Source organism: Variovorax sp. 01N425, assembly GCF_056399465.1.
Window position 1 is genome coordinate 33,843 of the sequence record NZ_JBFTRJ010000025.1, and the last position, 22,733, is coordinate 56,575.

General features: G+C 66.9%; 22 protein-coding genes and 1 tRNA gene. 7 read left to right on the forward strand and 16 right to left on the reverse strand.

Going from position 1 to position 22,733, the window contains the following annotated elements; genetic code table 11:
• Positions 1 to 8: 8 nt before the first annotated feature.
• From AC1DSC_RS30390 to AC1DSC_RS30445, 12 genes are all read right to left on the reverse strand, one after another.
• On the reverse strand, positions 9 to 1,262 hold the full coding sequence (locus tag AC1DSC_RS30390) for an NADH-quinone oxidoreductase subunit D (protein ID WP_369663139.1): 1,254 nt from the start codon (positions 1,260 to 1,262) through the stop codon (positions 9 to 11).
• Position 1,263: 1 nt separating this feature from the next.
• Positions 1,264 to 1,875, reverse strand: a complete 612-nt coding sequence (locus tag AC1DSC_RS30395) for an NADH-quinone oxidoreductase subunit C (protein WP_012748605.1) — start codon at positions 1,873 to 1,875, stop codon at positions 1,264 to 1,266.
• A gap of 13 nt (positions 1,876 to 1,888) precedes the next feature.
• Positions 1,889 to 2,368 carry a NuoB/complex I 20 kDa subunit family protein gene (locus AC1DSC_RS30400; protein WP_012748606.1) on the reverse strand — a complete coding sequence of 160 codons (480 nt, stop codon included), beginning with the start codon at positions 2,366 to 2,368 and terminating at the stop codon, positions 1,889 to 1,891.
• A gap of 15 nt (positions 2,369 to 2,383) precedes the next feature.
• Positions 2,384 to 2,743, reverse strand: a complete 360-nt coding sequence (locus AC1DSC_RS30405) for an NADH-quinone oxidoreductase subunit A (protein ID WP_012748607.1) — start codon at positions 2,741 to 2,743, stop codon at positions 2,384 to 2,386.
• Between the two features lie 68 nt (positions 2,744 to 2,811).
• Positions 2,812 to 2,896: transfer RNA gene (locus AC1DSC_RS30410), tRNA-Leu, on the reverse strand.
• A gap of 117 nt (positions 2,897 to 3,013) precedes the next feature.
• Positions 3,014 to 3,427 (reverse strand): preprotein translocase subunit SecG, encoded by a 414-nt coding sequence (gene secG, locus AC1DSC_RS30415; protein WP_012748608.1) that lies wholly within the window; start codon positions 3,425 to 3,427, stop codon positions 3,014 to 3,016.
• A 39-nt stretch (positions 3,428 to 3,466) separates the two neighbouring features.
• On the reverse strand, positions 3,467 to 4,231 hold the full coding sequence (tpiA, locus tag AC1DSC_RS30420) for a triose-phosphate isomerase (protein WP_369663140.1): 765 nt from the start codon (positions 4,229 to 4,231) through the stop codon (positions 3,467 to 3,469).
• 14 nt (positions 4,232 to 4,245) lie between these two features.
• Positions 4,246 to 5,244: an NAD(P)H-quinone oxidoreductase gene (locus tag AC1DSC_RS30425; RefSeq protein WP_012748610.1), complete on the reverse strand. Its 999-nt coding sequence runs from the start codon at positions 5,242 to 5,244 to the stop codon at positions 4,246 to 4,248.
• Positions 5,245 to 5,337: 93 nt separating this feature from the next.
• A complete protein-coding gene (gene pnp, locus AC1DSC_RS30430; protein ID WP_012748611.1) occupies positions 5,338 to 7,656 on the reverse strand; it encodes a polyribonucleotide nucleotidyltransferase in 2,319 nt (772 codons plus the stop codon).
• Between the two features lie 216 nt (positions 7,657 to 7,872).
• Complete coding sequence (gene rpsO / locus AC1DSC_RS30435) at positions 7,873 to 8,139, reverse strand: 30S ribosomal protein S15 (protein WP_007837783.1); 267 nt, start codon at positions 8,137 to 8,139, stop codon at positions 7,873 to 7,875.
• 231 nt (positions 8,140 to 8,370) lie between these two features.
• Complete coding sequence (locus AC1DSC_RS30440) at positions 8,371 to 9,528, reverse strand: pyridoxal phosphate-dependent aminotransferase (RefSeq protein WP_012748612.1); 1,158 nt, start codon at positions 9,526 to 9,528, stop codon at positions 8,371 to 8,373.
• Positions 9,529 to 9,539: 11 nt separating this feature from the next.
• On the reverse strand, positions 9,540 to 10,820 hold the full coding sequence (locus AC1DSC_RS30445) for a branched-chain amino acid ABC transporter substrate-binding protein (RefSeq protein ID WP_012748613.1): 1,281 nt from the start codon (positions 10,818 to 10,820) through the stop codon (positions 9,540 to 9,542).
• A 122-nt stretch (positions 10,821 to 10,942) separates the two neighbouring features.
• On the opposite strand from AC1DSC_RS30445, the gene AC1DSC_RS30450 reads away from it, so the two are divergent.
• Together AC1DSC_RS30450 and AC1DSC_RS30455 are read left to right on the forward strand one after the other, a co-directional pair.
• A complete protein-coding gene (locus tag AC1DSC_RS30450) occupies positions 10,943 to 11,314 on the forward strand; it encodes an Hsp20/alpha crystallin family protein (protein WP_012748614.1) in 372 nt (123 codons plus the stop codon).
• Between the two features lie 191 nt (positions 11,315 to 11,505).
• Complete coding sequence (locus AC1DSC_RS30455; RefSeq protein WP_018905845.1) at positions 11,506 to 12,261, forward strand: alpha/beta hydrolase-fold protein; 756 nt, start codon at positions 11,506 to 11,508, stop codon at positions 12,259 to 12,261.
• On the opposite strand, the gene tsaD is transcribed toward AC1DSC_RS30455, so the two are convergent.
• Positions 12,200 to 13,258 (reverse strand): tRNA (adenosine(37)-N6)-threonylcarbamoyltransferase complex transferase subunit TsaD, encoded by a 1,059-nt coding sequence (gene tsaD / locus AC1DSC_RS30460; RefSeq protein ID WP_012748616.1) that lies wholly within the window; start codon positions 13,256 to 13,258, stop codon positions 12,200 to 12,202. The genes AC1DSC_RS30455 and tsaD overlap by 62 nt on opposite strands.
• Before the next feature lie 77 nt (positions 13,259 to 13,335).
• On the opposite strand from tsaD, the gene AC1DSC_RS30465 reads away from it, so the two are divergent.
• On the forward strand, positions 13,336 to 14,616 hold the full coding sequence (locus AC1DSC_RS30465) for a nitrate- and nitrite sensing domain-containing protein (RefSeq protein WP_012748617.1): 1,281 nt from the start codon (positions 13,336 to 13,338) through the stop codon (positions 14,614 to 14,616).
• Here the strand turns inward: AC1DSC_RS30465 and AC1DSC_RS30470 are convergent.
• Positions 14,583 to 14,948 carry a hypothetical protein gene (locus AC1DSC_RS30470; RefSeq protein WP_150106792.1) on the reverse strand — a complete coding sequence of 122 codons (366 nt, stop codon included), beginning with the start codon at positions 14,946 to 14,948 and terminating at the stop codon, positions 14,583 to 14,585. The genes AC1DSC_RS30465 and AC1DSC_RS30470 overlap by 34 nt on opposite strands.
• A gap of 14 nt (positions 14,949 to 14,962) precedes the next feature.
• On the opposite strand from AC1DSC_RS30470, the gene AC1DSC_RS30475 reads away from it, so the two are divergent.
• Genes AC1DSC_RS30475 through AC1DSC_RS30485 form a run of 3 tightly spaced genes read left to right on the forward strand, consistent with a single transcriptional unit; the run spans position 14,963 to position 17,956 of the window.
• Complete coding sequence (locus AC1DSC_RS30475) at positions 14,963 to 16,207, forward strand: CmpA/NrtA family ABC transporter substrate-binding protein (protein WP_012748618.1); 1,245 nt, start codon at positions 14,963 to 14,965, stop codon at positions 16,205 to 16,207.
• A 13-nt stretch (positions 16,208 to 16,220) separates the two neighbouring features.
• Positions 16,221 to 17,150: a nitrate ABC transporter permease gene (ntrB, locus tag AC1DSC_RS30480; protein ID WP_012748619.1), complete on the forward strand. Its 930-nt coding sequence runs from the start codon at positions 16,221 to 16,223 to the stop codon at positions 17,148 to 17,150.
• The gene (locus AC1DSC_RS30485; protein ID WP_012748620.1) at positions 17,147 to 17,956 is read left to right on the forward strand and encodes an ABC transporter ATP-binding protein; all 810 of its coding nucleotides are present in this window, start codon (positions 17,147 to 17,149) and stop codon (positions 17,954 to 17,956) included. Before ntrB ends, AC1DSC_RS30485 begins: the two co-directional genes overlap by 4 nt.
• A gap of 25 nt (positions 17,957 to 17,981) precedes the next feature.
• Here the strand turns inward: AC1DSC_RS30485 and AC1DSC_RS30490 are convergent, their stop codons facing one another.
• On the reverse strand, positions 17,982 to 19,283 hold the full coding sequence (locus AC1DSC_RS30490; protein WP_012748621.1) for an ANTAR domain-containing protein: 1,302 nt from the start codon (positions 19,281 to 19,283) through the stop codon (positions 17,982 to 17,984).
• 257 nt (positions 19,284 to 19,540) lie between these two features.
• Here AC1DSC_RS30490 and AC1DSC_RS30495 point away from each other — a divergent pair, with 257 nt between their 5' ends.
• Positions 19,541 to 20,806: an MFS transporter gene (locus AC1DSC_RS30495; protein ID WP_012748622.1), complete on the forward strand. Its 1,266-nt coding sequence runs from the start codon at positions 19,541 to 19,543 to the stop codon at positions 20,804 to 20,806.
• Between the two features lie 17 nt (positions 20,807 to 20,823).
• Here AC1DSC_RS30495 and AC1DSC_RS30500 read toward each other — a convergent pair whose 3' ends face one another.
• On the reverse strand, positions 20,824 to 22,524 hold the full coding sequence (locus AC1DSC_RS30500) for a bifunctional protein-serine/threonine kinase/phosphatase (RefSeq protein ID WP_369663142.1): 1,701 nt from the start codon (positions 22,522 to 22,524) through the stop codon (positions 20,824 to 20,826).
• Positions 22,525 to 22,733 lie beyond the last annotated feature (209 nt).

A 22,733-nucleotide genomic window follows, 5' to 3' on the forward strand; every position in this document is an offset into this window, starting at 1 on the left:
GCTCTTTCTCACCTGTCGATTTCGCCGAACACGATGTCCATCGTGCCGATCACCGCGACAGCGTCGGCGATCATGTGGCCGCGCGACATTTCGTCGAGGGCGGCGAGGTGCGGGAAGCCGGGCGCGCGGATCTTCAGGCGGTACGGCTTGTTGGCGCCGTCGCTCACCAGGTAGATGCCGAACTCGCCCTTCGGGTGCTCGACGGCGGCATAGGCTTCGCCTTCGGGCACATGGAAGCCTTCGGTGAAGAGCTTGAAATGGTGGATCAGCTCCTCCATGTTCGCCTTCATCGATTCGCGCGCGGGCGCGGCGACCTTGTGGTTGTCGGTGATCACCGGGCCGGGGTTGGCGCGCAGCCAGGCCGAGCACTGCTGGATGATCCTGTTGGCCTGGCGCATTTCTTCCACGCGCACGAGATAGCGGTCGTAGCAGTCGCCGGTCTTGCCGACCGGCACGTCGAACTGCATCTGGTCGTAGACGTCGTAGGGCTGCTTCTTGCGCAGGTCCCATTCGACGCCCGAGCCGCGCAGCATGGGGCCGGTGAAGCCGAGGTTCAGCGCGCGCTCCGGCGTCACGACGCCGATGCCCACGGTGCGCTGCTTCCAGATGCGGTTGTCGGTGAGCAGCGTTTCGTACTCGTCGACCATTCCGGGGAAGCGCTTGCAGAAGTCGTCGATGAAGTCGAGCAGCGAGCCCCGGCGGTTCTCGTTGAGCTTCTCGATCGCCTTCGCGTTCTTGATCTTGCTGACCTTGTACTGCGGCATCGCATCGGGCAGGTCGCGGTAGACGCCGCCCGGGCGGAAGTACGCCGCATGCATGCGCGCGCCCGACACGGCTTCGTACATGTCGAACAGGTCTTCACGCTCGCGGAAGCAGTAGATGAGCATGTTCATCGCGCCGCAATCCAGGCCGTGTGCGCCGAGCCACAGGAGGTGGTTCAGCAGCCGGGTGATCTCGGCGAACATCACGCGGATGTACTGCGCGCGGATCGGCACGTCCAGGCCCATCATCCGCTCGATGGCGAGGCAGTAGGCGTGCTCGTTGCTCATCATCGACACGTAGTCGAGACGGTCCATGTACGGCAGCGACTGGATGAAGGTGCGCGATTCGGCGAGCTTTTCGGTTGCGCGGTGCAGGAGGCCGATGTGCGGATCGGCGCGCTGGATCACTTCGCCGTCGAGCTCGAGCACCAGGCGCAGCACGCCGTGGGCGGCCGGATGCTGGGGACCGAAGTTGAGTGTGTAGTTCTTGATTTCGGCCATATCAGTGCAAACCGCTGCCGTAGTTGTCTTCGCGGATCACGCGCGGCGTGATTTCGCGGGGCTCGATCGATACCGGCTGGTAGACCACGCGCTTCTGCTCTTCGTCGTAGCGCATCTCGACGTGGCCCGACACCGGAAAGTCCTTGCGGAACGGATGGCCGATGAAGCCGTAGTCGGTCAGGATGCGGCGCAGGTCGTCGTGGCCTTCGAACACGATGCCGTAGAGGTCGAAGGCTTCGCGCTCGAACCAGGTGGCAGCGTTCCACACGGGCTGGAGCGAGTCGACCACGGGCAGGTCTTCGTTCGGCGCAAACACCTTGAGGCGCACGCGCTGGTTGAGGCTCACCGACAGCAGGTGCGTGACGACGCCATAGCGCTCGCCCTGCCACTCGCCTTCGCGGTAGTCGGAGTAGTCCATGCCGCAGAGGTCGATCAGCTGCTCGAAGCGGCAGCCGGGCGCATCGCGCAGCAGCATGGCCGCCTCGATATAGGCGTCGGCAGCAACCACTACGGTTACCTCGCCCAGTGCGAGCGTCACGCTCTTGGCGCGAGCGCCAAGCGTCTCGGCAATGGTGGCGCGCAGCACCTCCGGCGAAATTGCAAAATCAGTCATCGTCGGCAATCCCTCAGGCGCGCGCAATGGTGTTGGTGCGGCGAATCTTCTGCTGCAGCTGGATCACGCCGTAGAGCAGCGCTTCGGCGGTGGGCGGGCAACCCGGCACGTAGACATCCACCGGCACGATGCGGTCGCAGCCGCGCACCACCGAATAGCTGTAGTGGTAGTAACCGCCGCCGTTGGCGCACGAGCCCATGGAAAGAACCCAGCGCGGCTCGGGCATCTGGTCGTAGACCTTGCGCAGTGCCGGCGCCATCTTGTTGCACAGCGTGCCGGCCACGATCATCAGATCGGACTGGCGCGGGCTGGGCCGGAACAGCATGCCGAAACGGTCGATGTCGTAGCGGGCTGCGCCTGCGTGCATCATTTCGACGGCACAGCAGGCCAGACCGAAAGTCATCGGCCAAAGTGATCCGGTCTTCGCCCAGTTCACCACCGAGTCGTAGGTGGTGGTGACGAAGCCTTCCTTCATGACGCCTTCAATGGCCATTTTGTCGATTCCTTGTCATTCCCAGTCGAGCGCGCCTTTTTTCCACTCGTAGGCAAAGCCCACGACGAGGATGGCGAGAAAGATCATCATGGCCCAGAAGCCGACGGCGCCGATTTCCTTGAGCGCAATGGCCCATGGAAAGAGAAAGGCAATCTCGAGATCGAACAGGATGAAGAGAATGGCGACGAGGTAATAGCGCACGTCGAATTTCATGCGCGCATCCTCGAAGGCCTCGAAGCCGCACTCGTAGGGAGCGTTCTTCGCCGCGTCGGGCCGGTTGGGACCCAGGATGTAGCCGATGACTTGCGGTGCGACACCTACACCGACACCGACCAAAATGAACAAGAGGACGGGGAGATAGGAATCGAGGTTCATCGGGAGATTTTTCACCGCTTGCCACCGGCAGGAAAACACTCTGGATGAGGTTTTCTGCCGGTGAGATTTGGTGCGGTCGGCGAGACTCGAACTCGCACAGCTTTCGCCACTACCCCCTCAAGATAGCGTGTCTACCAATTTCACCACGACCGCGGTTTTTTGTTCGGATGGCATGAGGTACCTGGAAAGGTGTTTGGCTTTCCGAACAGCTTTAGAGTTTACCCTGAAATGAAGCAGTTTCTCACTGACAGCTTCATGAAAACAACTTGATTATTTGTTCGGGATCTGGCCCGCGCCCGAAACGGGTGCGGCAGGCGCCGAAGCAGGTGCACCGGCAGGCGCCGCGCCCGAGGTGCCGCCCGGAATCTGCCCTGCCGCGCCCGAAGCGGGCGTTGCCGGCGTACCGACGGCCGCGCGCTCCAGCAGGCTGCCGCCGCCCGCAGGCCGTGCGTGGCTGAAGTAGGCCAGCAGCAAGGTGCATGCAAAGAATACCGCCGCCAGCACTGCCGTGGTGCGCGAAAGGAAATTCGCACTGCCGCTCGCACCGAACAGGCTGCCCGCGCTGCCGCTGCCGAAGGCCGCACCCATGTCGGCGCCCTTGCCGTGCTGGATCAGGATCAGCCCGATCATTGCAAGGGCCGACAGCATCTGCACGCCGACCAGTAGATTGAGGACCACATTCATTCGTTCTTACTCCTAATTGATATCGGCCACTGCCCGCGTTCAGCGGGAAGCGGCGGAAATGATCTGCAAAAAGTCGGGGGCCTTGAGCGACGCGCCGCCGATCAGGCCGCCGTCGATGTCGGGCTGCGCCAGGAGCTGCGCGGCGTTGGCCGCGTTCATGCTGCCGCCATAAAGAATGCAGATGCCGGCGGCGTGCTCGCTCGCGGCATGGTGCAGCTGTGCGCGCAGCACGGCATGCACCGCCTGCGCCTGTTCCGGCGAGGCCGTCTTGCCGGTGCCGATGGCCCAGACCGGCTCGTAGGCCACGACGATCTCGCTGATGCAATGGCCATTGACGTGGATCACCGCGGCCAGCTGGCGCTTGACGACTTCTTCGGTGCGCCCTGCTTCGCGTTCGGCCAGCGTCTCGCCCACGCAGACGATCGGCGTGATGCCGTTCGCGAGCGCAGCCGCCGCCTTGGCCGCCACCGCCTCATCGGTCTCGCCATGGTATTGGCGGCGCTCCGAATGGCCGACGATGGCATAGCGCACGCCGAAATCCTTCAGCATGGTGGCCGAATGCTCGCCCGTGAACGCACCCTGCGGATGCGCCGAGATGTCCTGTGCCCCCAGCGCCATGGCCGAGGAGCCCGCCAGCAGCGATTGCAGCTGCGCGAAATACGGGGCCGGCGCGCAAAGCGCGATGCCGCAGTTGGCCGGCGCCGCGGCCAGGCCCTGCTGCAGGGCCTTCACCAGCGCCTCGTTGGCAGCCAGGCTGCCGTTCATCTTCCAGTTGCCCGCGATCAGCTTCTTTTTCGTGGTCATCGTGTTGTTGTCCGTCACCATGTCAGCACGATCTTGCCGATGTGCTGGTTGGATTCCATCAGCGCATGCGCCTGCGCTGCCCCGCTGGGTTCGCCATCGGCCGCAAAGGTGCTGTGGATCACCGGCTTGACCGCGCCGCTTTCGAGCAGCGGCCAGACCTTCTCGCGCAGCGCCTTGGCAATGGCCCCCTTGAAGGCCACCGGCCGCGGACGCAGTGTGGAGCCGGTAATCACCAGCCGCTTGCGCAGCACCAGGCCCGCATTGAAGTCGCTCTTGACGCCGCCCTGCACCGCGATGATCACGAGCCGGCCGTCTTCGGCCATGCATTCGATCTCGCGTGCCACGTAGTCGCCCGCGACCATGTCCAGGACCACGTCCACGCCCTTGCCGCCGGTGAGCTTCTTCGCTTCTTCGGCGAAGTCGCTCGTGCGGTAGTTGATGGCGTGGTCGGCGCCCAGCTTTTTGCAGGCCTCGCACTTGTCGTCGCTGCCGGCCGTGGCGATCACGGTGGCACCCAGCGCCTTGGCGATCTGGATGGCCGTCACGCCGATGCCGCTGGTTCCGCCCTGGATCAGCAGGGTCTCGCCCTTTTGCAGGCGGCCGCGCTCGAACACGTTGCTCCAGACGGTGAAGAAGGTCTCGGGCAGCGAGGCGGCCTCGATGTCGCTCCAGCCCTTGGGCACCGGCAGGCATTGCGCCACGGGCGCCACGCACAGCTGGGCATAGCCTCCGCCCGCGATCAGCGCGCAGACGCGGTCGCCGACCTTGAACCCCGCCTCGGCCAGGGCCGCGGCGTCGCCCGACACGATCTCGCCGGCCACTTCGAGGCCCGGCAGGTCGGAGGCGCCCGGCGGAACCGGGTAGTGCCCCTTGCGCTGCAGCACGTCCGGACGGTTCACGCCGCTGGCCGCGACGCGGATCAGCAGTTCGCCCACGCCGGCCACCGGATCGGGGCGCTCCACGGCGCGCAGCACCTCGGGGGCGCCGTACGAAGTGATTTCAATGGCTTTCATGGTCTTTGGCCTGCAACGCCCGTTTCCGGGCGTAGTTAGCGAATACTGGAAAGCGGGACGGCAGCGGCATGTCTGCCGCCGCGCCCTGCCTTCTTACTCTTGCGAATCGCGCGGTGCGTACGGCTGCTCGCCGACGGGTGCCGGCTGCTGCTCGTTGCTGCGCGGCTGCTGTTGCTGCTCGCTGTTGAAACGCGGAGCGCGTTCGCCGCGATCGCCACCACGGTCGCCGCGGTCCGAACGCTCGCGGCGCTCGCCGCCACGGTCACCGCGGTCGCCACGGTCTTCGCGCGGCGGACGCTCGCTGTATTCCATACCGGCCGGACGCTCGGTCAGGGCCTTCATGGACAGCTTGACGCGGCCCTTTTCGTCGGTCTCGAGCACCTTGACCTTGACGATCTGGCCTTCGCTCAGGTAGTCGGTCACCTTCTCGACGCGCTCGTGCGCGATCTGGCTGATGTGCAGCAGGCCGTCCTTGCCGGGCAGCAGGTTGATGAGCGCGCCGAAGTCCAGGATCTTGGTGACCGGGCCTTCGTAGACCTTGCCGATTTCGACTTCGGCCGTGATCTGCTCGATGCGCTTCTTGGCGAACTCGGCCTTTTCAGGGTCGGTCGAGGCGATGGTGATGGTGCCGTCTTCGTCGATGTTGATCGTCGTGCCGGTTTCTTCCTGCAGGCCGCGGATGACCGCGCCACCCTTGCCGATCACGTCGCGGATCTTCTCGGGGTTGATCTTCAGCGTGGTCAGGCGCGGTGCGAACTGCGACACCTCGGTCTTGGCCTCGCCCATGGCTTCCTGCATCTTGCCGAGGATGTGCATGCGCGCTTCCTTGGCCTGGGCCAGTGCGACCTGCATGATTTCCTTGGTGATGCCCTGGATCTTGATGTCCATCTGCAGTGCGGTGATGCCGTTGGTCGTGCCGGCCACCTTGAAGTCCATGTCGCCCAGGTGATCTTCGTCGCCCAGGATGTCGGTCAGCACCGCAAAGCGGTTGTCTTCCTTGATGAGGCCCATGGCGATGCCGGCCACGTGGGCCTTCATCGGCACGCCGGCGTCCATCATCGAGAGGCAGCCGCCGCACACCGAGGCCATCGACGAGGAGCCGTTGGATTCGGTGATTTCAGACACCACGCGGATGGTATAGGGGAACTCTTCCTTGGTCGGCAGCACGGCGACGAGCGCGCGCTTGGCCAGGCGGCCGTGGCCGATTTCGCGGCGCTTGGTCGAGCCCATGCGGCCCACTTCGCCGGTGGCAAAGGGAGGCATGTTGTAGTGGAACAGGAAGCGGTCTTCGTACTCGCCGGCCAGCGCGTCGATGCGCTGCGCGTCGCGTTCGGTGCCGAGCGTGGTGACGACCAGGCCCTGCGTCTCGCCGCGCGTGAACAGCGCCGAGCCGTGGGTGCGCGGCAGCACGGAATTGCGGATCTCGATGGGACGCACGGTGCGCGTGTCGCGGCCATCGATGCGCGGTTCGCCCGACAGGATCTGGCTGCGGACGATCTTCGATTCGATAGCGAACAGCAGGTCGTTGACCTTGCCGGCGTCGAAGGGCTCGCCGCTTTCCTTCAGCGTGTTCATCACGCTGGCATTGGCTTCGCGCAGGGCTTGCGTGCGGGCTTGCTTGCTGCGGATCTGGTAGACGGCGCGCAGCTTTTCCTCGGCCAGGCTCTTGACCTTGGCGACGAAGGCTTCGTCTTCGGCCGGCGCTTGCCAGTCCCACACCGGCTTGCCGGCGTCGCGCACGAGTTCATGGATCGCGTTGATCGCGATGTTGGCCTGCTCATGGCCGAACACCACGCCGCCCAGCATGATTTCTTCGCTGAGTTGCTGTGCTTCGGACTCGACCATCAGCACGGCGGCTTCGGTGCCGGCCACGACGAGGTCCATCTGCGAATCCTTGCGGGCGGTCTGGCCCGGATTCAGCACGTACTGGCCGTTGATGTAGCCCACGCGGGCAGCACCGATCGGGCCGCTGAACGGAATGCCGGAGATCGACAGCGCGGCGCTCACGCCGATCATGGCGGCGATGTCGGCGTCGACTTCGGGGTTGAGCGACAGCGTGTGGATGACCACATGCACTTCGTTCAGGAAGCCCTCGGGGAACAGCGGGCGGATCGGGCGGTCGATCAGGCGGCTGGTCAGGGTTTCGTGTTCGCTGGGCTTGGCTTCGCGCTTGAAGAAGCTGCCGGGGATCTTGCCCGCGGCGTAGGTCTTCTCGATGTAGTCGACGGTCAGCGGGAAGAAGTCCTGGCCCGGCTTGGCGGTCTTGGAGGCGACCACGGTCGCGAGGATCACGGTGCCGTCGATGTCGACCACCACGGCGCCGCTGGCCTGGCGGGCGATTTCACCGGTTTCCATGACGACGGTCTTGTCGCCCCATTGGAAGGACTTGGTGACTTTGTTGAAGAGGCTCATGTTTTGCTCCTGTTTTGAGAGCGGATGACCTGCATTGGGCGCAGGTTCCGCAGGGACGGAGGCTTCTCAGAACACGATGCCATTCCAGCGAAGCTCGGCGGGAACTTCATTGGAATGACACAGCTTCGCTCTGTTTTGGCACTCCGAAAGTGGATCGCGAAGTAAAAAACGCCTGAGCTAGCGGACTAACCCAGGCGTTTTTTCATGCGATTCGATTTACTTGCGCAGACCCAGCTTGGCGATCAGCGCGGTGTAGCGGTCGGCATCCTTGGACTTGAGGTAGTCCAGGAGCTTGCGGCGGCGGCTCACCATGCGCAGCAGGCCGCGACGGCCGTGGTGGTCCTTGGCGTGCGTCTTGAAGTGGGGGGTGAGCTCGTTGATACGGGCGGTCAGCAGTGCGACTTGCACTTCGGGGCTGCCGGTGTCGTTGGCGGCGCGGGCGTTGTCCTTGACGACTTCGGCCTTGATGGAGGCTGCGATCATTGAATTTCCTTTGTTCCGGGATGTTTGACTTGCGGTAGGCGCTGGAACTGCCCCTGCCGTGCGCCTTGCGGCATGCAAAGCCATTCATTATAGCTCGCCCCCAGGCTCCGCGCACTTCGTGTCGCTCCTCCCTCCCCCTATCGGGGGCGATGCCTGCGGCCCGGCGGAGCCGGTTCCGCGGCATCTCTGGAACGGGCGGCTCGCCTGCGGCCTCGCCCCCCTGGTGCCCTTCTACTGTTTGGATAGCCAGGTTTTGAGGCGCTCCACACCTTGGACCAGCCGCTGCGGGTCCTTGGAGGCGAAGCACCAGCGCAGCCAGCCCTGGGCTTCGGGGGCGAAGGCATTGCCGGGGGCCAGGCCGAGGCCGGCTTCGACGACCAGGCGCTTGGCGAGGTCGAGGGAGTCGCCGAAGCCTTCGAGGCGGAAGAAGGCGTACATGCCGCCCTTGGCGGGGGCTACCTGCACGCCGGGCAGCGCGGCCAGCAGGGGCACCAGGGTGTCGCGGCACTGCTTCAGGTGGGCCACCACGCGGGGTGTGATCTCCGCGGTGTGCTCGATGGCGGCAACGGCGGCGCGCTGGGTGAAGACGCTGGCGCAGGAGGTGTTGAACTCGATCAGCTTGCCGATGCCGTCGACCAGCGCGGGCGGAAGCACGAGCCAGCCGAGGCGCCAGCCGGTCATGAGGAAGCTCTTGGAGAAGCTGTGCGTCACCACCAGCCGGTCGTCGGGCCTGGAAATGTCGAGGAAGCTCGGCGCGCAGCTGTTCGGGGTGGGCTCGAAATACAGCCGCTCGTACACCTCGTCGGCCAGGATCCAGGTGCCGGTCTCGCGGCAGTGGTCGAGCACGGCCTGCTGCTCTTCGCGCGTCATGGTCCAGCCGGTGGGGTTGTTGGGCGCGTTGACGATCAGCAGCCTGGTCTTTGGCGTGACGGCCTTGCGCAGCGCGGCCAGGTCGAGCGTCCATTGGCCGTCGGCGGGCACCAGCGGCACCGTGCGCACCTGGGCGCCGAGGATCGCGGGCTGCGCCGTGAGGTTGGGCCACACGGGCGTGACCGCGACCACTTCGTCGCCCGCATCGACCAGCGCCTGGACCGCGAGCATCAGCGCGCTGACGCCGCCGGACGTGACCGCGATGCGCGACGCATCGACCGCGGGATGCAGCGCGCTGGTGTAGCGCGCGATGGCCTCGCGCAATTCGGGCAGGCCGAGGTTGTGCGCATAGAAGGTCTCGCCGCGCTGCAGCGAGTCGATGGCGGCCTGGCGGATCACCTCGGGCGTGACCTCGTCGCTTTCGCCGAACCAGAAGGCGAGCACGTCGTCGCGGCCGAGGCCGGCGTTGGCAACCTCGCGGATCTTGGAGGCTTCGAGGTTGTGGATGGCTTCACGCATGTCTTTGTTTCCTAGAGTCGTTTCATCTTGCAGGTCGTCGGCAGCTCGGCGCGTTCGGGGGCGATGGTCTTGACCACGCGAAAGCCGTAGCCCGACCCCTCGACATCGAACTGCACGCCCGGGCTGCCCTGCTTGTCCATCACGCCGACCACCAGCTGCTGCTGGAACTGATGGTCCGCCGCGCGCATGCGGCCGCGCTGTCCGTAGAGGCTCACGTCGGCCTGCTCGAGCGCGCGCGCCACGGCCACCGCGTCGACGCTGCCCGCGCGTGCGATCGCTTGCGCGAGCGACTCGATGAGCAATTGCATGCGCATGTGCACATAGTCGTCGGCCGGCTTGGGAAAGCGCGTGCGGAAGGCGCGGTAGAAGGCCTCGGACTGCGCGCTCTGCACGTTGGGCAGCCAGTCGGCCACCGCGATCACGCGGCCGATGCCGGCGTCTCCGATGGCCGCCGGCGCGCCGAGTGCGTTGCCGTAGAAGGTATAGAAGCTGCCGTTGAAGCCGGCCTCGCGCGCGGCCTTCACGAGCAGCGTGAGGTCGTTGCCCCAGTTGCCGGTGAACACGGCCTGGGCGCCGCTCGCGATGATCTTGCTGGCGTAGGGCGCGAAGTCCTTCACCTTGCCCATCGGATGGAGCTCTTCCCCGACGATCTCGATGTCGGGCCGCTGCAGGCCGAGCTGGCGCTTCGATTCGCGCAGCACTGCCTGGCCGAAGCTGTAGTCCTGCCCGATCAGGTAGGCGCGCTTGATGGCCGCATCGTCCTTCACCACTTGCATCAGTGCAGCCACGCGCATGTCGGCGTGCGCGTCGAAACGGAAGTGCCAGAAGCTGCAGCGCTCGTTGGTCAGCACCGGATCGACCGCCGCGTAGTTGAGGAAGATCACGCGCCGCGCGGGGTCGCGCTCGTTGTTCTTCTCGATGGCATCGACCAGTGCCGCGGCGGTGGCCGACGAATTGCCCTGCAGCACGATGCGCGCGCCGTCGTCGATGGCCGCGCGCAGCGCCGACAGCGCTTCTTCGTTCTGCCCCTTGCTGTCGTAGCGGTCGAGCTGCAGCGGCCGTGCGCCGCCGGGCAGCTTGATGCCGCCGCGCGCATTCACGCGCTCCACGGCCCACAGCAGGTTGCGGAACACGGCCTCGCCGGTGTTGGCGAACGGCCCGCTCATGCTTTCGATCAGCGCGAGGCGGATCGGCGCGGGCGCTGCCTGCGCCTGCGCTGCGAAGGGCGCCGCGCATAGCGCCAGCGCCGCAAATTTCAAGGCCTTGCGACGCCAAATAAAGGGAGGATTCATTGTCTTGAAACGAGTGCGGCTGGGCCTAGATGAGGTGTCAAGCGGCACTCAGGATTGAATGGCCGCGCAGTGTAAGGGACACACATTTCTTGTCCCCATTGTGTTCATTCAGGAGTTCTCACATGTTTTTCGCACCCACCCTTCGCACCGCCCGCTTTGCACCCCGTTCGTACGACCGCGCCTTCGAGCGCTTCGTCAACGAGGCCTTCGCCGGCACGCGCCCCTCGCCGCTCGTCGAGCAGGACGACAAGAGCTGGACGCTTTCCGTCGACGTGCCGGGCCTCTCGCGCGAAGACCTCGCCATCGGCATCGAAGGCGCCGTGGTCCGCATCGACAGCAAGGCAGAAGCCAAGCGCCAGTTCAAGGCAGCCTACGAATTGCCGCTGGACATCGACGTGTCCTCGAGCGAAGCCAAGCTCGAGAACGGCGTGCTCACGCTGAAGCTGGGCAAGCTGGTGCCGGTGAGCCAGGTTTCGCAGCTGCAGATCAACTGAGCCTCCAAAGCCCACAAGAGGAAAGTGTCGTTATCTATTGTTTTTGACTTTGAAGACGCTCCCTAATCACAATACGACAGCGAATAACGTCACATCATGTGACGTTTTCACATTTTCCTTTCTTCGTGGGCGTTTCGACAGACGCACCGAATCCATGACGGTGCGGATTCGGGTGCCCCTCAAGGCACGCCATGATCACGCACCTCAAGTCAGCCAAAGACGATGAACGGTCCGATACGCTCCTGGTCTTCCTTCCGGGCGCCTACCTGAAACCCGACGAGTTCGAGCGCGAGGGCTTCATCAGCGCCGTGCGCGAGCGCCACCTGGCGGCCGACTCGCTGCTGGTGGATGCCGATGTTTCCTACTACTACGACCAGACGCTCAGCGAGCGGCTGCATGCGGACGTCATCGAGCCGCAGCGCGCCAAGGGCTACAAGTCGATCTGGCTGGTCGGGATCTCCATTGGCGGCTTCGGCGCGCTGATCCATGAGCTGTCGCGGCCGGGTTCGGTCGACGGCATCGTCGCGCTGGCGCCCTACCTGGGGCGCCGCGTGCTGGGTGCCGAGATCCTCAAGGCCGGCGGCCTGCGCACCTGGCAGGCGCCGGCCGGCCCCCTGCCCGACGAGGAAGTCGACCGCAAGCTGTGGCCCTGGTTCCAGCAGTACCTGGAGCCGCAGAAATCCCAAAGCCTGCCCCAGCTCTACCTTGGCTTCGGCCTCAGCGACCGCTTTGCCAGCAACCACAAGCTGCTGGCGGACGCCCTGCCCGAAGGCCGCGTCTTCACCACCGAGGGCGGCCACGACTGGCCGCAATGGCGCCAGCTCTGGCGCAATGTGCTCGACGTGCTGCCGCTGCCATCGCTCGGCCGCTCGCGCGGGTCGTCGGCTACGCGGCCACCGGCGCCGCGGATGACGCCATCAGCGAAGCCATGGGCCATCGCGGCTTGACGTCGAAGGCATAGCGCTCGCTCGCCTCTGCCAAACCCGACTGCAGCCGCATGGCGGCCGCCATGGCAATCATCGCGCCGTTGTCGGTGCACAGGTGCAGTTCCGGATAGTGCACGCGCACGCCGCGCTTGGCGCAGGCGGCGTTCAACTGTTCCCGCAGGCTCCGGTTCGCGCCCACGCCGCCGGCCACGACCAGCCGCTTGAGGCCCGTCTGCCCGAGCGCAGCCAGCGATTTCTTCAGCAGCACCTCGACGATGGCCGCCTGCGTGGACGCGGCCAGGTCGGCCTTGTTCGCCTCGAGCTCGGCGCCGAGCTTCTTGGCCTGCGTCAGCACGGCCGTCTTCAGGCCGGCGAATGAAAAATCGAGGTCGCCGCTGTGCAGCAGCGGCCGCGGCAGCTTGAACGCCGCAGGGTTGCCCGCCTCCGCCAGCTTGGCCAGCCAGGGGCCGCCCGGATAGGGCAGGCCCATGAGCTTGGCGCTCTTGTCGAAGGCCTCGCCGGCCGCATCGTCGATGGTTTCGCCCAGGAGCTCGTAGCGGCCCACGCCGTCGACCCGCATCAGCTGGGTATGGCCGCCCGACACGAGCAGCGCCACAAAGGGAAATTCCGGCGGATCGGCACTCAGGAACGGCGACAGCAGATGCCCTTCGAGGTGATGCACCCCGAGCACCGGCTTGCCGAGCGCCGCGCCCAGCGCGCAGGCCACGCCCGCGCCCACCAGCAAGGCCCCGGCCAGGCCGGGCCCGCGCGTGTAGGCGACCACGTCGATCTCGGCCAGCGAGCGGCCCGCCTCGGCCATCACGGCTTCGGTCAGCGGCAGCACGCGGCGGATGTGGTCGCGGCTGGCCAGCTCGGGCACCACGCCGCCATAGGCCTGGTGCATGGCGATCTGGCTGTGCAGCGCATGCGAGCGCAGCTGCGGCAGCGCGCTGCCATGCGTTTCCACCAGCGCCACGCCGGTTTCGTCGCAGGATGATTCGATTCCCAGGAGAAGCATGCCCGGGAGTGTAGGCGGCGAGGAATGCCCGTGCGGCACGGATGTTGCAGCAAGCTCTTTGCTTCCCCTCCCCCACCATGAAATCCGGACTGAGTTTTCTGATCGCCGCCAGAAAGTGCGAAATCGACGAGCTGGACCAGCTCGCGCGCACCAGCGAGCTGGTCGGCCTGATCGCGCGGCTGGTCCATGCGCTGCAGCGGGAGCGCGGCATGTCCAACCTGTTCCTCGCCTCGCGCGGCGGCCGCTTCGCCGAGCAGCGCGATCCGCAGATCGCCGAATGCCTGGCGCTCGAGCAGGAGGTGCGTGCCGGATTCGACCAGCTCGAGACCGAAGCGCACCCCGGCGCCACCGCCGGCAACAGCGCCCGCCTCTTCAGCCGCATTGCCTGGGTGCTTCCGGGGCTGGACGGCCTGCCCGCCCTGCGCCGGCGCATCGGCGCGCTCGAGCTGACGCCCGCGCAGGCCACCGCGGCCTTCGCCAAGCTGGTTGCCGGCCTGCTGGCGGTGGTGTTCGAGGCGGCCGACGGCGCCACCGATCCCGAGATCTCGCGCCTGCTGGTGGCGATGTTCAACTTCATGCAGGGCAAGGAATTTGCCGGCCAGGAGCGCGCCTTCGGCGCCGCCTCGCTGGCGCTGGGCCGCGGCGACGAGGCGCAGCGCCAGCAATGGCTGCACCTCATCGAACTGCAGGAGCGCTGCTTCCAGGTCTTCACCGACTTTTCGAGCAGCGGCGTGCTGGCGCTCTGGCACCAAAGCCAGTCCGAGGCCGTCATGGCCGAGATCGAGCGCCAGCGCCGCATGAGCGTGAGCTCGGCGCAGGCGGCTTCGGCGGCCGCGCCCGACCCCCGGCTGAGCCAGGCCTGGTTCGACTGGTGCACGCGCCGCATCGACGCCATGAAGACCGTCGAGGACCGGCTGGCCGCCGACCTGCGCGAGCTCTGCGCCCACAAGACCGCGCAGGCGCGCAGCGAGCTGCAGCGCTACCAGCAGGTGCTCGGCAACCTGGCGCCGGAGCCCGAGGGCGCGGTGTTCTTCGACGACGCCGACACCCGGGCCACCGAGCCCGCGCAGTACGGCCGCCACCTGGAGCGCTCGGTGCTCGACATGGTCCAGGAGCAGTCGCGCCGGCTGCAGGCCATGGGCGACGAGCTCGAAACCGTGCGCGCTTCCCTCAACGAGCGCAAGCTGGTCGAGCGCGCCAAGGGTCTGCTGATGGCGCACCGCCGCATGAGCGAGAACGAGGCGCACAAGATGCTGCTGCAGACGGCCATGAACCAGAAGCGCCGCCTGGTCGACGTGGCCGAGTCGATGCTCGCCATGGCCGACTACCTGCCGCTCGATGCAGCGCCCCGGCGCTGAGCGCCGCCCCAAAAAGCGTTCGGATTGGTGCAGCGCACAACAAGCGTGCATGCCTGCGGATTTCCGCCCGGCAGACCTTGCGCATGCGCCGGCAACCGCTCTCCTGCTGCCGATTCGATAGCAACCGGCAGCCGCAAAAGCTGGCACACAGCTTGCTGAAGTAGTACATGGACCTTCGGGTCCCAGGCAGGCGGCACCCAACGGCGGGTGTTGCCCACCGCGATCGGACAAAGGCGTCCCCCATCCCGCAAGGGCTCGTTTTCGAGCAGCCCCTGCGCGGTGCGGGACGCCTTTTTGTTTTTGTCTTCCTTTGTTTGTTTGTTGTTCTTCAACCGGAGCCCGCCACATGACCGACCCGCTGAAAACCCGCCTCAGCCGCCGCCGCGTACTGCAAGCCGCCGCCATCGGCGCCGTGGGAGTCAATCCCGCGCTGCGCGCCGCCGTCTGGGCCCAGGGCTCCGACAAGCCCGAGAAGGAAGAAGTGAAGATCGGCTTCATCCCGCTGACCGACTGCGCCAGCGTGGTGATGGCCTCGGTGCTGGGCATCGACAAGAAGTACGGCGTGAAGATCGTGCCCAGCAAGGAAGCCAGCTGGGCCGGCGTGCGCGACAAGCTCTCCAACGGCGACCTGGACATGGCGCACGTGCTCTACGGACTGGTCTACGGCATGCACCTGGGCCTGAGCGGCCCCAAGAAGGACATGGCCGTGCTCATGACCCTCAACAACAACGGCCAGGCGATCACGCTGTCGAAGAAGCTCGCGGACAAGGGCGCGGTGGATGCGGCCTCGCTCGCCAAGCTGATCGCGAGCGAAAAGCGCGAATACACCTTCGCACAGACCTTTCCCACGGGCACGCATGCGATGTGGCTCTACTACTGGCTTGCATCGGCCGGCATCGACCCGTTCAAGGACGTCAAGAACATCACGGTGCCGCCTCCGCAGATGGTGGCCAACATGCGCGTGGGCAACATGGACGGCTACTGCGTGGGCGAGCCCTGGGGCCAGCGCGCGATCATGGACGGCATCGGCGTGACGGCCATCACGACGCAGGACATCTGGAAGGACCACCCCGAGAAGGTGCTGGGCACCACGGGCGACTTCGTCAAGAAGTATCCCAACACCGCGCGCGCCGTCACCGCGGCCATCATCGAGGCCGGCAAGTGGATCGACACCGGCCTGCAGAACAAGAACAAGATGGCCGAGACCATCGCCGACAAGAGCTACGTCAACACCAGCGTGGATGCGATCAACCAGCGCATCCTCGGGCGCTACGTCAACGGCATGGGCAAGAGCTGGGACGACCCCAACCACATGAAGTTCTACAACGGCGGCGCCGTGAGCTTTCCCTACCTGTCGGACGGCATGTGGTTCCTCACGCAGCACAAGCGCTGGGGCCTGCTCAAGGAGCATCCGGACTACCTGAAGGTGGCCACCGAGATCAACCGCATCGACATCTACAAGCAGGCCGCCGCCGCCACGCAGACCCCGGTGCCCAAGGACACGATGCGCAGCAGCAAGCTGTTCGACGGCACCGTGTGGGACGGCAAGGATCCGAAGAAGTACGCCGAGTCTTTCAAGCTGCATGCCTGAGGAGGAACACATCATGGTCAGCGCTGTATTTCATTCGCCGATGGACGCATCTCTCCCTCTCCCGCGTGCGGGAGAGGGTCGGGGTGAGGGTGTGCCCCGCGCCGAAGCACCCTCGCAGCCCGCCCCTGTCGCCAGGGAGCAAAAACCACGCACCCCCATCGACCTGCGCGCCTTCTGGATGCGCGTGCTGCCGCCGCTCGCGGGCTTCGGCCTGCTGGTGCTGATCTGGGAGCTGGTGGCCATGAAGAGCACCACCGGCTTTCCGTCGCCGCTCGCGACCTGGCAGCAGGCGCTCACGGTGTTCAGCGACCCGTTCTACAGCAAGGGGCCGAACGACCAGGGCGTGGGCTGGAACGTGCTCTCGTCGCTGCAGCGCGTGGCGCTGGGCTTCGGGCTGGCGGCCGCGGTCGGCATTCCGGCGGGCTTTGCGATCGGGCGCTTCGAGTTTCTTTCGCGCATGTTCAATCCGCTCATCAGCCTGCTGCGCCCGGTGTCGCCGCTCGCGTGGCTGCCGATCGGCCTCTTGGTGTTCAAGGGCGCCAACCCGGCGGCCATCTGGACCATCTTCATCTGCTCGATCTGGCCGATGGTGATCAACACCGCGGTCGGCGTGCAGCGCGTGCCGAGCGACTACATGAACGTGGCCAAGGTGCTGAACCTGTCGGAGTGGAAGATCTTCACGAAGATCCTGTTCCCGGCCGTGCTGCCCTACATGCTGACCGGCGTGCGGCTGGCCGTGGGCACCGCCTGGCTGGTGATCGTGGCGGCCGAGATGCTGACCGGGGGCGTGGGCATCGGCTTCTGGGTGTGGGACGAGTGGAACAACCTCAACGTCGCCAACATCATCATCGCGATCTTCGTGATCGGCATCGTCGGGCTGGTGCTGGAGTTCGCGCTCATCAAGCTCGCCACTGCATTCACGTTCGAAGAGGTGAAGTCATGAATGATGATTCCAAGTACATCGAGATCCACAACGTCGAGCAGCGCTTCAAGACGGCCAAGGGCAGCTTCCTTGCGCTGCAGGGCGTCAACCTGAACGTGGCCAAGGGCGAGTTCGTCACGCTGATCGGCCACTCGGGCTGCGGCAAGTCGACGCTGCTGAACCTCATCGCGGGCCTGACCACGCCGACGCAAGGCGTGCTGCTGTGCGCGAACAGGGAAATCAAGGGCCCCGGCCCCGAGCGCGCGGTGGTCTTTCAGAACCACTCGCTGCTGCCCTGGCTCACCTGCTTCGAGAACGTGTACCTGGCCGTCGAGCGCGTCTTTGCGGCCACCGAAGGCAAGGCGCAGCTGCGCGCGCGCACCGATGCGGCGCTTGCAATGGTCGGCCTCTCGGCGGCTGCGCAGAAGCGCCCGGGTGAAATCTCCGGCGGCATGAAGCAGCGCGTGGGCATTGCGCGCGCGCTGTCGATGGAACCCAAGGTGCTGCTGATGGACGAGCCCTTCGGCGCCCTCGACGCACTCACGCGCGCCAAGCTGCAGGACGAACTGCTCGCGATCGTGCAGAAGACGCAGAGCACCGTCGTGATGGTCACGCACGACGTCGACGAGGCGGTGCTGCTCTCCGACCGCATCGTGATGCTCACCAACGGCCCGGCCGCCACCATCGGCGAGGTGCTGAAGGTCGACATCGCGCGTCCGCGCAACCGCGTCGAGCTGGCCGAAGACCCGGCCTATGTTCATGCCCGCAAGGCCGTGATCGATTTCCTCTACACGCGCCAGGCGCACGTGGAGAAAGTCGCAGCCTGATCCCACGGGCGCGGCGCGACCGGAGTCAGGACATGATGACTTGCAGGCTGTGCTCGTACCAGGCGGTGAGGCGCTCGAAGGTGTCGACGAGCGCCTCGCTGGAACGCACCAGCGTCGCGCGGCCTTCGGGGCTGTCCAGCGCCTGCACGCCGCCGACCAGGCGCAGCCATTCGTCGCGCGCGGCCGCCAGCGCGGCGCGGATCTCGGGTGAGCTGAGGGGCGCGCGCTCCAGCTCCAGCAGCGCGGCCTCGAACTCGTTCATGGTCGGCAGCAGCCGCTCGCGCGACGCCTCGGCCGCAATGATCGATGCGAGCAATGCATCCTTCGCGAGGCGCTGCGCGCGCATGCGCTGGCGACCGCAGATGTTGACGATGCGCAGCGCGCGCCGCGCGCCCGAGGCCTCCAGCGCTTCGGTCATGGCCTCGGCCGCCGACAGCAAGGCCTCGCCGCGCGCATCGATCTCGGCCAGCCCCTGCTGCGCGGGACGCGCGGCCAGCGAGGTGGCGAGCGCGCTCCAGGCGGCCTGCACTTCGCCCAGCGCGAGCACGCCGGCCGCGCCCAGCTCGAGGGTGCCCAGATGATCGAGGTTCTGCTGCACCCGCTCGGTCGACTGCGTGCGCAGGACCCGCGCGCGCTGCACGTCGATGCCCGACAGCAGCTGCGCCGCCACGCGCACCAGCCGCTGCGAGAGCATGCGCAGCTGCCCGGCGCGGTTGATCGCATCGGCCCACTGCGCGGCCTCGATGACCGAGCGCGACACCTCGCCCAGCCGCAGGTTGGCATGCATCGCGGCACCGCGCAGCAGGCCGAAGGCTTCGTCTTCGCCGATGCCGCGCGCCGACATCAGCAGGCCCTTGGCGCGATCGACCCACTTGCGCTCGTCCATGCGCGTGCGCAGCGCGTCGAGCTCGGTGCGCAGCGCGGCCTCGCGCTGCCAGCGGGCCTGCGCGCGGGCGAGCAGTGCCGCGAGCGACACGGCGTCCAGCGCATCGATGGGCGCCCACGCATGCACGCCGAGCGCGGCCAGCGCCTCGTGCTGTTCTCCGCTCAGCGGCGCGCTGGCCAGGCTCAGCGCGCAAGGCGGCGCACCACCCCAGGCCCGCAATGCATCGACCAGCGCCGGCAGCTGATCCGCCGGCTCCGGCAGATGAACCAGGGCCTGTTGCGGTGCAAGCGCACTCGCCTGCTGCACCAGCGTGTGGCAGGTGGCCCTTCCGAGCACGGTGGCATTCGCCCCCTCGAGCGCCAGCCGCAACGGCTCCGGCAGCTCCGGCAACGGCGCGGAGCCGGCGAATTCATTGGGCAGGACGGCGAGAAGGGAAATCATGGCGAGGTGATGCAGAGCAGCGCAAGCATAGGCCAGGCCCGCGCGCTTTCGCAGGCACGCCTCTTGCGTGGAACAGGGTGCGGTGTAACGAAGCACCGCTTTGGTGAGGCTGCAGGCTCCTGCATCCGTCCTGGCACTGCACGTGCCGGGAAGCACCCCCACGCCGGCAGCGTCCGCCGCCGGCATCCCGCCCCAACCCCGTCCGTCGACACGGCTTCTGCAAGGCCGCGCCGCGGCATTTCGCACGATTGAACGCCATGTCCAGCTTCAAGACCTTTCTGCATTCCGGCCACGGGCCGACGCTGTTTGCGTCCTTCCTGTACTTCTCGTTCTCGTGCTGCATCTGGGTGCTCAACGGTGCGATGGCGCCCTTCATCGGCGAGAGCTTCGACCTCTCGCCCGCGCAGAAGGGGCTGATGCTGTCGGTGCCCATCATCGCGGGCGCGCTGATGCGCTTTCCGCTCGGCATCCTGTCGCAGTACATCGGCCGCAAGAACGCGACGCTGGTCGAGATGGGCCTGATCGCGGTGGCGATGCTGTTCGGTTTCTTCTTCGTGAAGAGCTTCAACGACCTGCTCGCCATGGGCGTGCTGCTGGGCATTGCGGGCGCGAGCTTCGGCGTGGCGCTGTCGCTGGGCTCGGGCTGGTTCCCGCCGCAGCACAAGGGCCTGGCAATGGGCCTGGTGGGCGCCGGCAACGTGGGCACGGCGGTGTCGGTGCTGGTGGCGCCGCCGCTCGCGCAGTGGCTCGGCTGGCAGGCGGTGTACGGCGTGGCGGCCGGCGCAATCCTCGTGCCGATGATCGTGATGATCGTGTTCGCCAAGGAGCCGCCCGACGTCGACAGCCATGCGAGCTTCCGCGCGCACATCGCCTGCCTGTTCGAGAAGGACGGCTGGGTGTTCAGCCTGATCTACGGCGTGACCTTCGGCGGCTTCATCGGGCTCACCACCTTCCTGCCTTCCTACTACTACGACCAGTTCGGCGTGAGCAAGGTGCAGGCCGGCCAGCTCACGATGCTGGCCGCCTTCATGGGCGCGGCGGTTCGCATCGTGGGCGGCTGGATCTCCGACCGCTGGGGCGGCGTCAACACGCTGACCGTGGTGCTGCTGGTGGTGGCCGTCGGGCTGGTGCTGGTGGGCATCTCGTCGGGCTCGCTCGCGCTCACCACCCTGCTGCTGATCCTGTGCTTTGCCGCGCTGGGCGCAGGCAACGGCGCGCTGTTCCAGTTGGTGCCGCTGCGCTGGCCCACGAGCACCGCGGTGGCCGGCTCGATGATCGGCGAGATCGGCGCGCTGGGCGGCGGGCTGGTGCCCAACGCCATGGGCCTGTCGAAGCAGTACCTGGGCAGCTACGTCTGGGGCTTTGTGTTCTTCGGTGCGCTGTCGCTGGTGATGCTGGGCGTCATGCGCGTGATGCAGATCCGCTGGACGCGCACCTGGGCAGAGAAAGGTGGCCGCGCGCGCACCTCGCCCCACGCTGCCGACGCCAAGTACGTGCCTCCAAGGAAGACGGCGCGGCCATGACCTCCCTCCGCCCGCCCTCAACGTGGCAGGAACAGCAGCCACACCACCAGCAGTGCGTTGAACAGCAGCGACACGGCCAGCGCGATCTTGTAGAGCGCGGCCGGGTCGCGGCGGATCAGCGGCGTGGCGGCGGGCGCGCTCACGGGGCGGGAAGCGCCGCGCTCCAGCGCGAGCAGCATTTCCTCGGCGGTTTCGAAGCGCTCGCGCGGATCGCGCGCGACCGCCTTGCGCACCAGGTGGTCGAGCCACACGGGCACATCGGGCCGCAGGCGCGAGAGCGCGGCCGGATCGCGCCGGTAGCGCGCCACCTGGTAGGGCTCGATCTCGCCGTAGGGCAGATGGCCGCCGAGCCACTGGTACAGCGTGACGCCGAGCGCGAACAGGTCGCTCGCGGTGTCGGCCTCGGCGCCCTCCCACTGCTCAGGGTTGATGTAGCTCGGCGTGCCGGCATGCAGCTCCCGCTGGGCCGCGCCTTCGCGGCCCGACAGCGCCACGCCCAGGTCGAGGATGCGCCAGCGGCCATCGTCGCCCAGGTGCAGGTTGCCGGGCTTGATGTCGCGGTGCACCACGCCATGGCGATGCAGCCGGCCCAGGGCCTTGGTCACTTCGATGGCCGCGGCAACCACTTCGGCCACTGTGCCGCGCGCGCCGGACTTGCGCATCTGCTCCAGCGTGCGCCCGCCGTGCCAGTCGAACACGATGTAGAGCGCGCTGGCGTTCTCGGCGCGTTCGTGCACGCGCACGAATCCGCTGTTGCCCACGCGCTGGCCCAGCCAGGCTTCGTGCGCGAGCATCGCGCGCTCCTGCGGGTCGCTGGCGCGCGAGGGATGCAGCGTCTTGAGCGCCACCAGTTCGCGCGTGGCCGCATTGCGCGCCTGGTACAGCAGGTGCACGCCGGTGTCGGCCACCAGCGCGGTGACGACGTAGCCGTCGAGCGCGTCTCCCACCTTCAACAAGGGCGGCGGCGCCAGGCGGCGGCCGTCGCCGAGTTCGTCGTCCAGCTGCCGCACATCGAGGCCGACGACGCGGATGACCAATGCGGTCGCGTTGTCGCGCGTGCCTGCGTCCAGCGCCGCCTGCACCAGCGCCTCGCTCGCCTCCTCGGCACTGCCCTGCAGGGCGAGCGCGGCCAGGCGCTGCGGCTTGAGCACGCCGTGCACGCCATCGGTGCTGAGCACGAAGCAATCGCCCACGCGCACGTCGCCCTGCGCATAGTCGACGCGCACCTGGTCGTCCAGGCCGATGGCGCGCGTCAGCCGGCTGCGCATGTCGGGATGCTCGAAGGCGTGGTCCTGGGTCAGCGGCATGGCCGGCTCGCCGCCGGCGCGCACGCGCCAGGCGCGCGTGTCGCCCACATGCGCGAGCGTGTAGCTCTGGCCGTGCAGCACCAGCGCCGTCAGCGTGGTGAGCGCCGTGGCGCTGCCCTGCCGCCGCCGGTTGTGGTCGGCGAGCCAGGCGTTCTGCGCGGCGACCAGGCGGTCGAGCGCGGCAGTCGGCTCCCAGGTATCGGGCGTCGCGAAGTAGTCGGCCAAGAGGCCCATGACGGTGGTCTGCGCCGCCTCCAGGCCGCGCCCGCCCGTGGACACGCCGTCGGCAATGGCCGCGATGAGCCCGCGCGACTCGTCGCCAGGCGGCGCGTTCACGGCGCCCGCGAAGTCTTCGTTCACGTCGCGCGGTCCGCGCTGGCTGCTGTAGCCGATGTCCACTTCAAAGCTCATGGCGCCATTCTCCACATGCTTTCCGCGCGCGCCGTGCGCTTCCTTTGCTTGATTCGTTGAAAGGCCCCACCCATGATGAAGAAACTCAAGCTCGTGATGGTCGGCAACGGCATGGCCGGCGTGCGCACGCTCGAAGAGCTGCTGAAGCTCGCCCCCGACCTGTACGACATCACCGTCTTCGGCGCCGAGCCGCACCCCAACTACAACCG

Excerpts from the sequence above, each read along its gene's own strand:
- AC1DSC_RS30390 (WP_369663139.1), bottom strand. The coding sequence starts at position 1,262 with ATGGCCGAAATCAAGAACTACACACTCAACTTCGGTCCCCAGCATCCG.
- AC1DSC_RS30395 (WP_012748605.1), bottom strand. The coding sequence starts at position 1,875 with ATGACTGATTTTGCAATTTCGCCGGAGGTGCTGCGCGCCACCATTGCC.
- AC1DSC_RS30400 (WP_012748606.1), bottom strand. The coding sequence starts at position 2,368 with ATGGCCATTGAAGGCGTCATGAAGGAAGGCTTCGTCACCACCACCTAC.
- AC1DSC_RS30405 (WP_012748607.1), bottom strand. The coding sequence starts at position 2,743 with ATGAACCTCGATTCCTATCTCCCCGTCCTCTTGTTCATTTTGGTCGGT.
- secG (WP_012748608.1), bottom strand. The coding sequence starts at position 3,427 with ATGAATGTGGTCCTCAATCTACTGGTCGGCGTGCAGATGCTGTCGGCC.
- tpiA (WP_369663140.1), bottom strand. The coding sequence starts at position 4,231 with ATGACCACGAAAAAGAAGCTGATCGCGGGCAACTGGAAGATGAACGGC.
- AC1DSC_RS30425 (WP_012748610.1), bottom strand. The coding sequence starts at position 5,244 with ATGAAAGCCATTGAAATCACTTCGTACGGCGCCCCCGAGGTGCTGCGC.
- pnp (WP_012748611.1), bottom strand. The coding sequence starts at position 7,656 with ATGAGCCTCTTCAACAAAGTCACCAAGTCCTTCCAATGGGGCGACAAG.
- rpsO (WP_007837783.1), bottom strand. The coding sequence starts at position 8,139 with ATGATCGCAGCCTCCATCAAGGCCGAAGTCGTCAAGGACAACGCCCGC.
- AC1DSC_RS30440 (WP_012748612.1), bottom strand. The coding sequence starts at position 9,528 with ATGCGTGAAGCCATCCACAACCTCGAAGCCTCCAAGATCCGCGAGGTT.
- AC1DSC_RS30445 (WP_012748613.1), bottom strand. The coding sequence starts at position 10,820 with ATGAATCCTCCCTTTATTTGGCGTCGCAAGGCCTTGAAATTTGCGGCG.
- AC1DSC_RS30450 (WP_012748614.1), top strand. The coding sequence starts at position 10,943 with ATGTTTTTCGCACCCACCCTTCGCACCGCCCGCTTTGCACCCCGTTCG.
- AC1DSC_RS30455 (WP_018905845.1), top strand. The coding sequence starts at position 11,506 with ATGATCACGCACCTCAAGTCAGCCAAAGACGATGAACGGTCCGATACG.
- tsaD (WP_012748616.1), bottom strand. The coding sequence starts at position 13,258 with ATGCTTCTCCTGGGAATCGAATCATCCTGCGACGAAACCGGCGTGGCG.
- AC1DSC_RS30465 (WP_012748617.1), top strand. The coding sequence starts at position 13,336 with ATGAAATCCGGACTGAGTTTTCTGATCGCCGCCAGAAAGTGCGAAATC.
- AC1DSC_RS30475 (WP_012748618.1), top strand. The coding sequence starts at position 14,963 with ATGACCGACCCGCTGAAAACCCGCCTCAGCCGCCGCCGCGTACTGCAA.
- ntrB (WP_012748619.1), top strand. The coding sequence starts at position 16,221 with ATGGTCAGCGCTGTATTTCATTCGCCGATGGACGCATCTCTCCCTCTC.
- AC1DSC_RS30485 (WP_012748620.1), top strand. The coding sequence starts at position 17,147 with ATGAATGATGATTCCAAGTACATCGAGATCCACAACGTCGAGCAGCGC.
- AC1DSC_RS30490 (WP_012748621.1), bottom strand. The coding sequence starts at position 19,283 with ATGATTTCCCTTCTCGCCGTCCTGCCCAATGAATTCGCCGGCTCCGCG.
- AC1DSC_RS30495 (WP_012748622.1), top strand. The coding sequence starts at position 19,541 with ATGTCCAGCTTCAAGACCTTTCTGCATTCCGGCCACGGGCCGACGCTG.
- AC1DSC_RS30500 (WP_369663142.1), bottom strand. The coding sequence starts at position 22,524 with ATGAGCTTTGAAGTGGACATCGGCTACAGCAGCCAGCGCGGACCGCGC.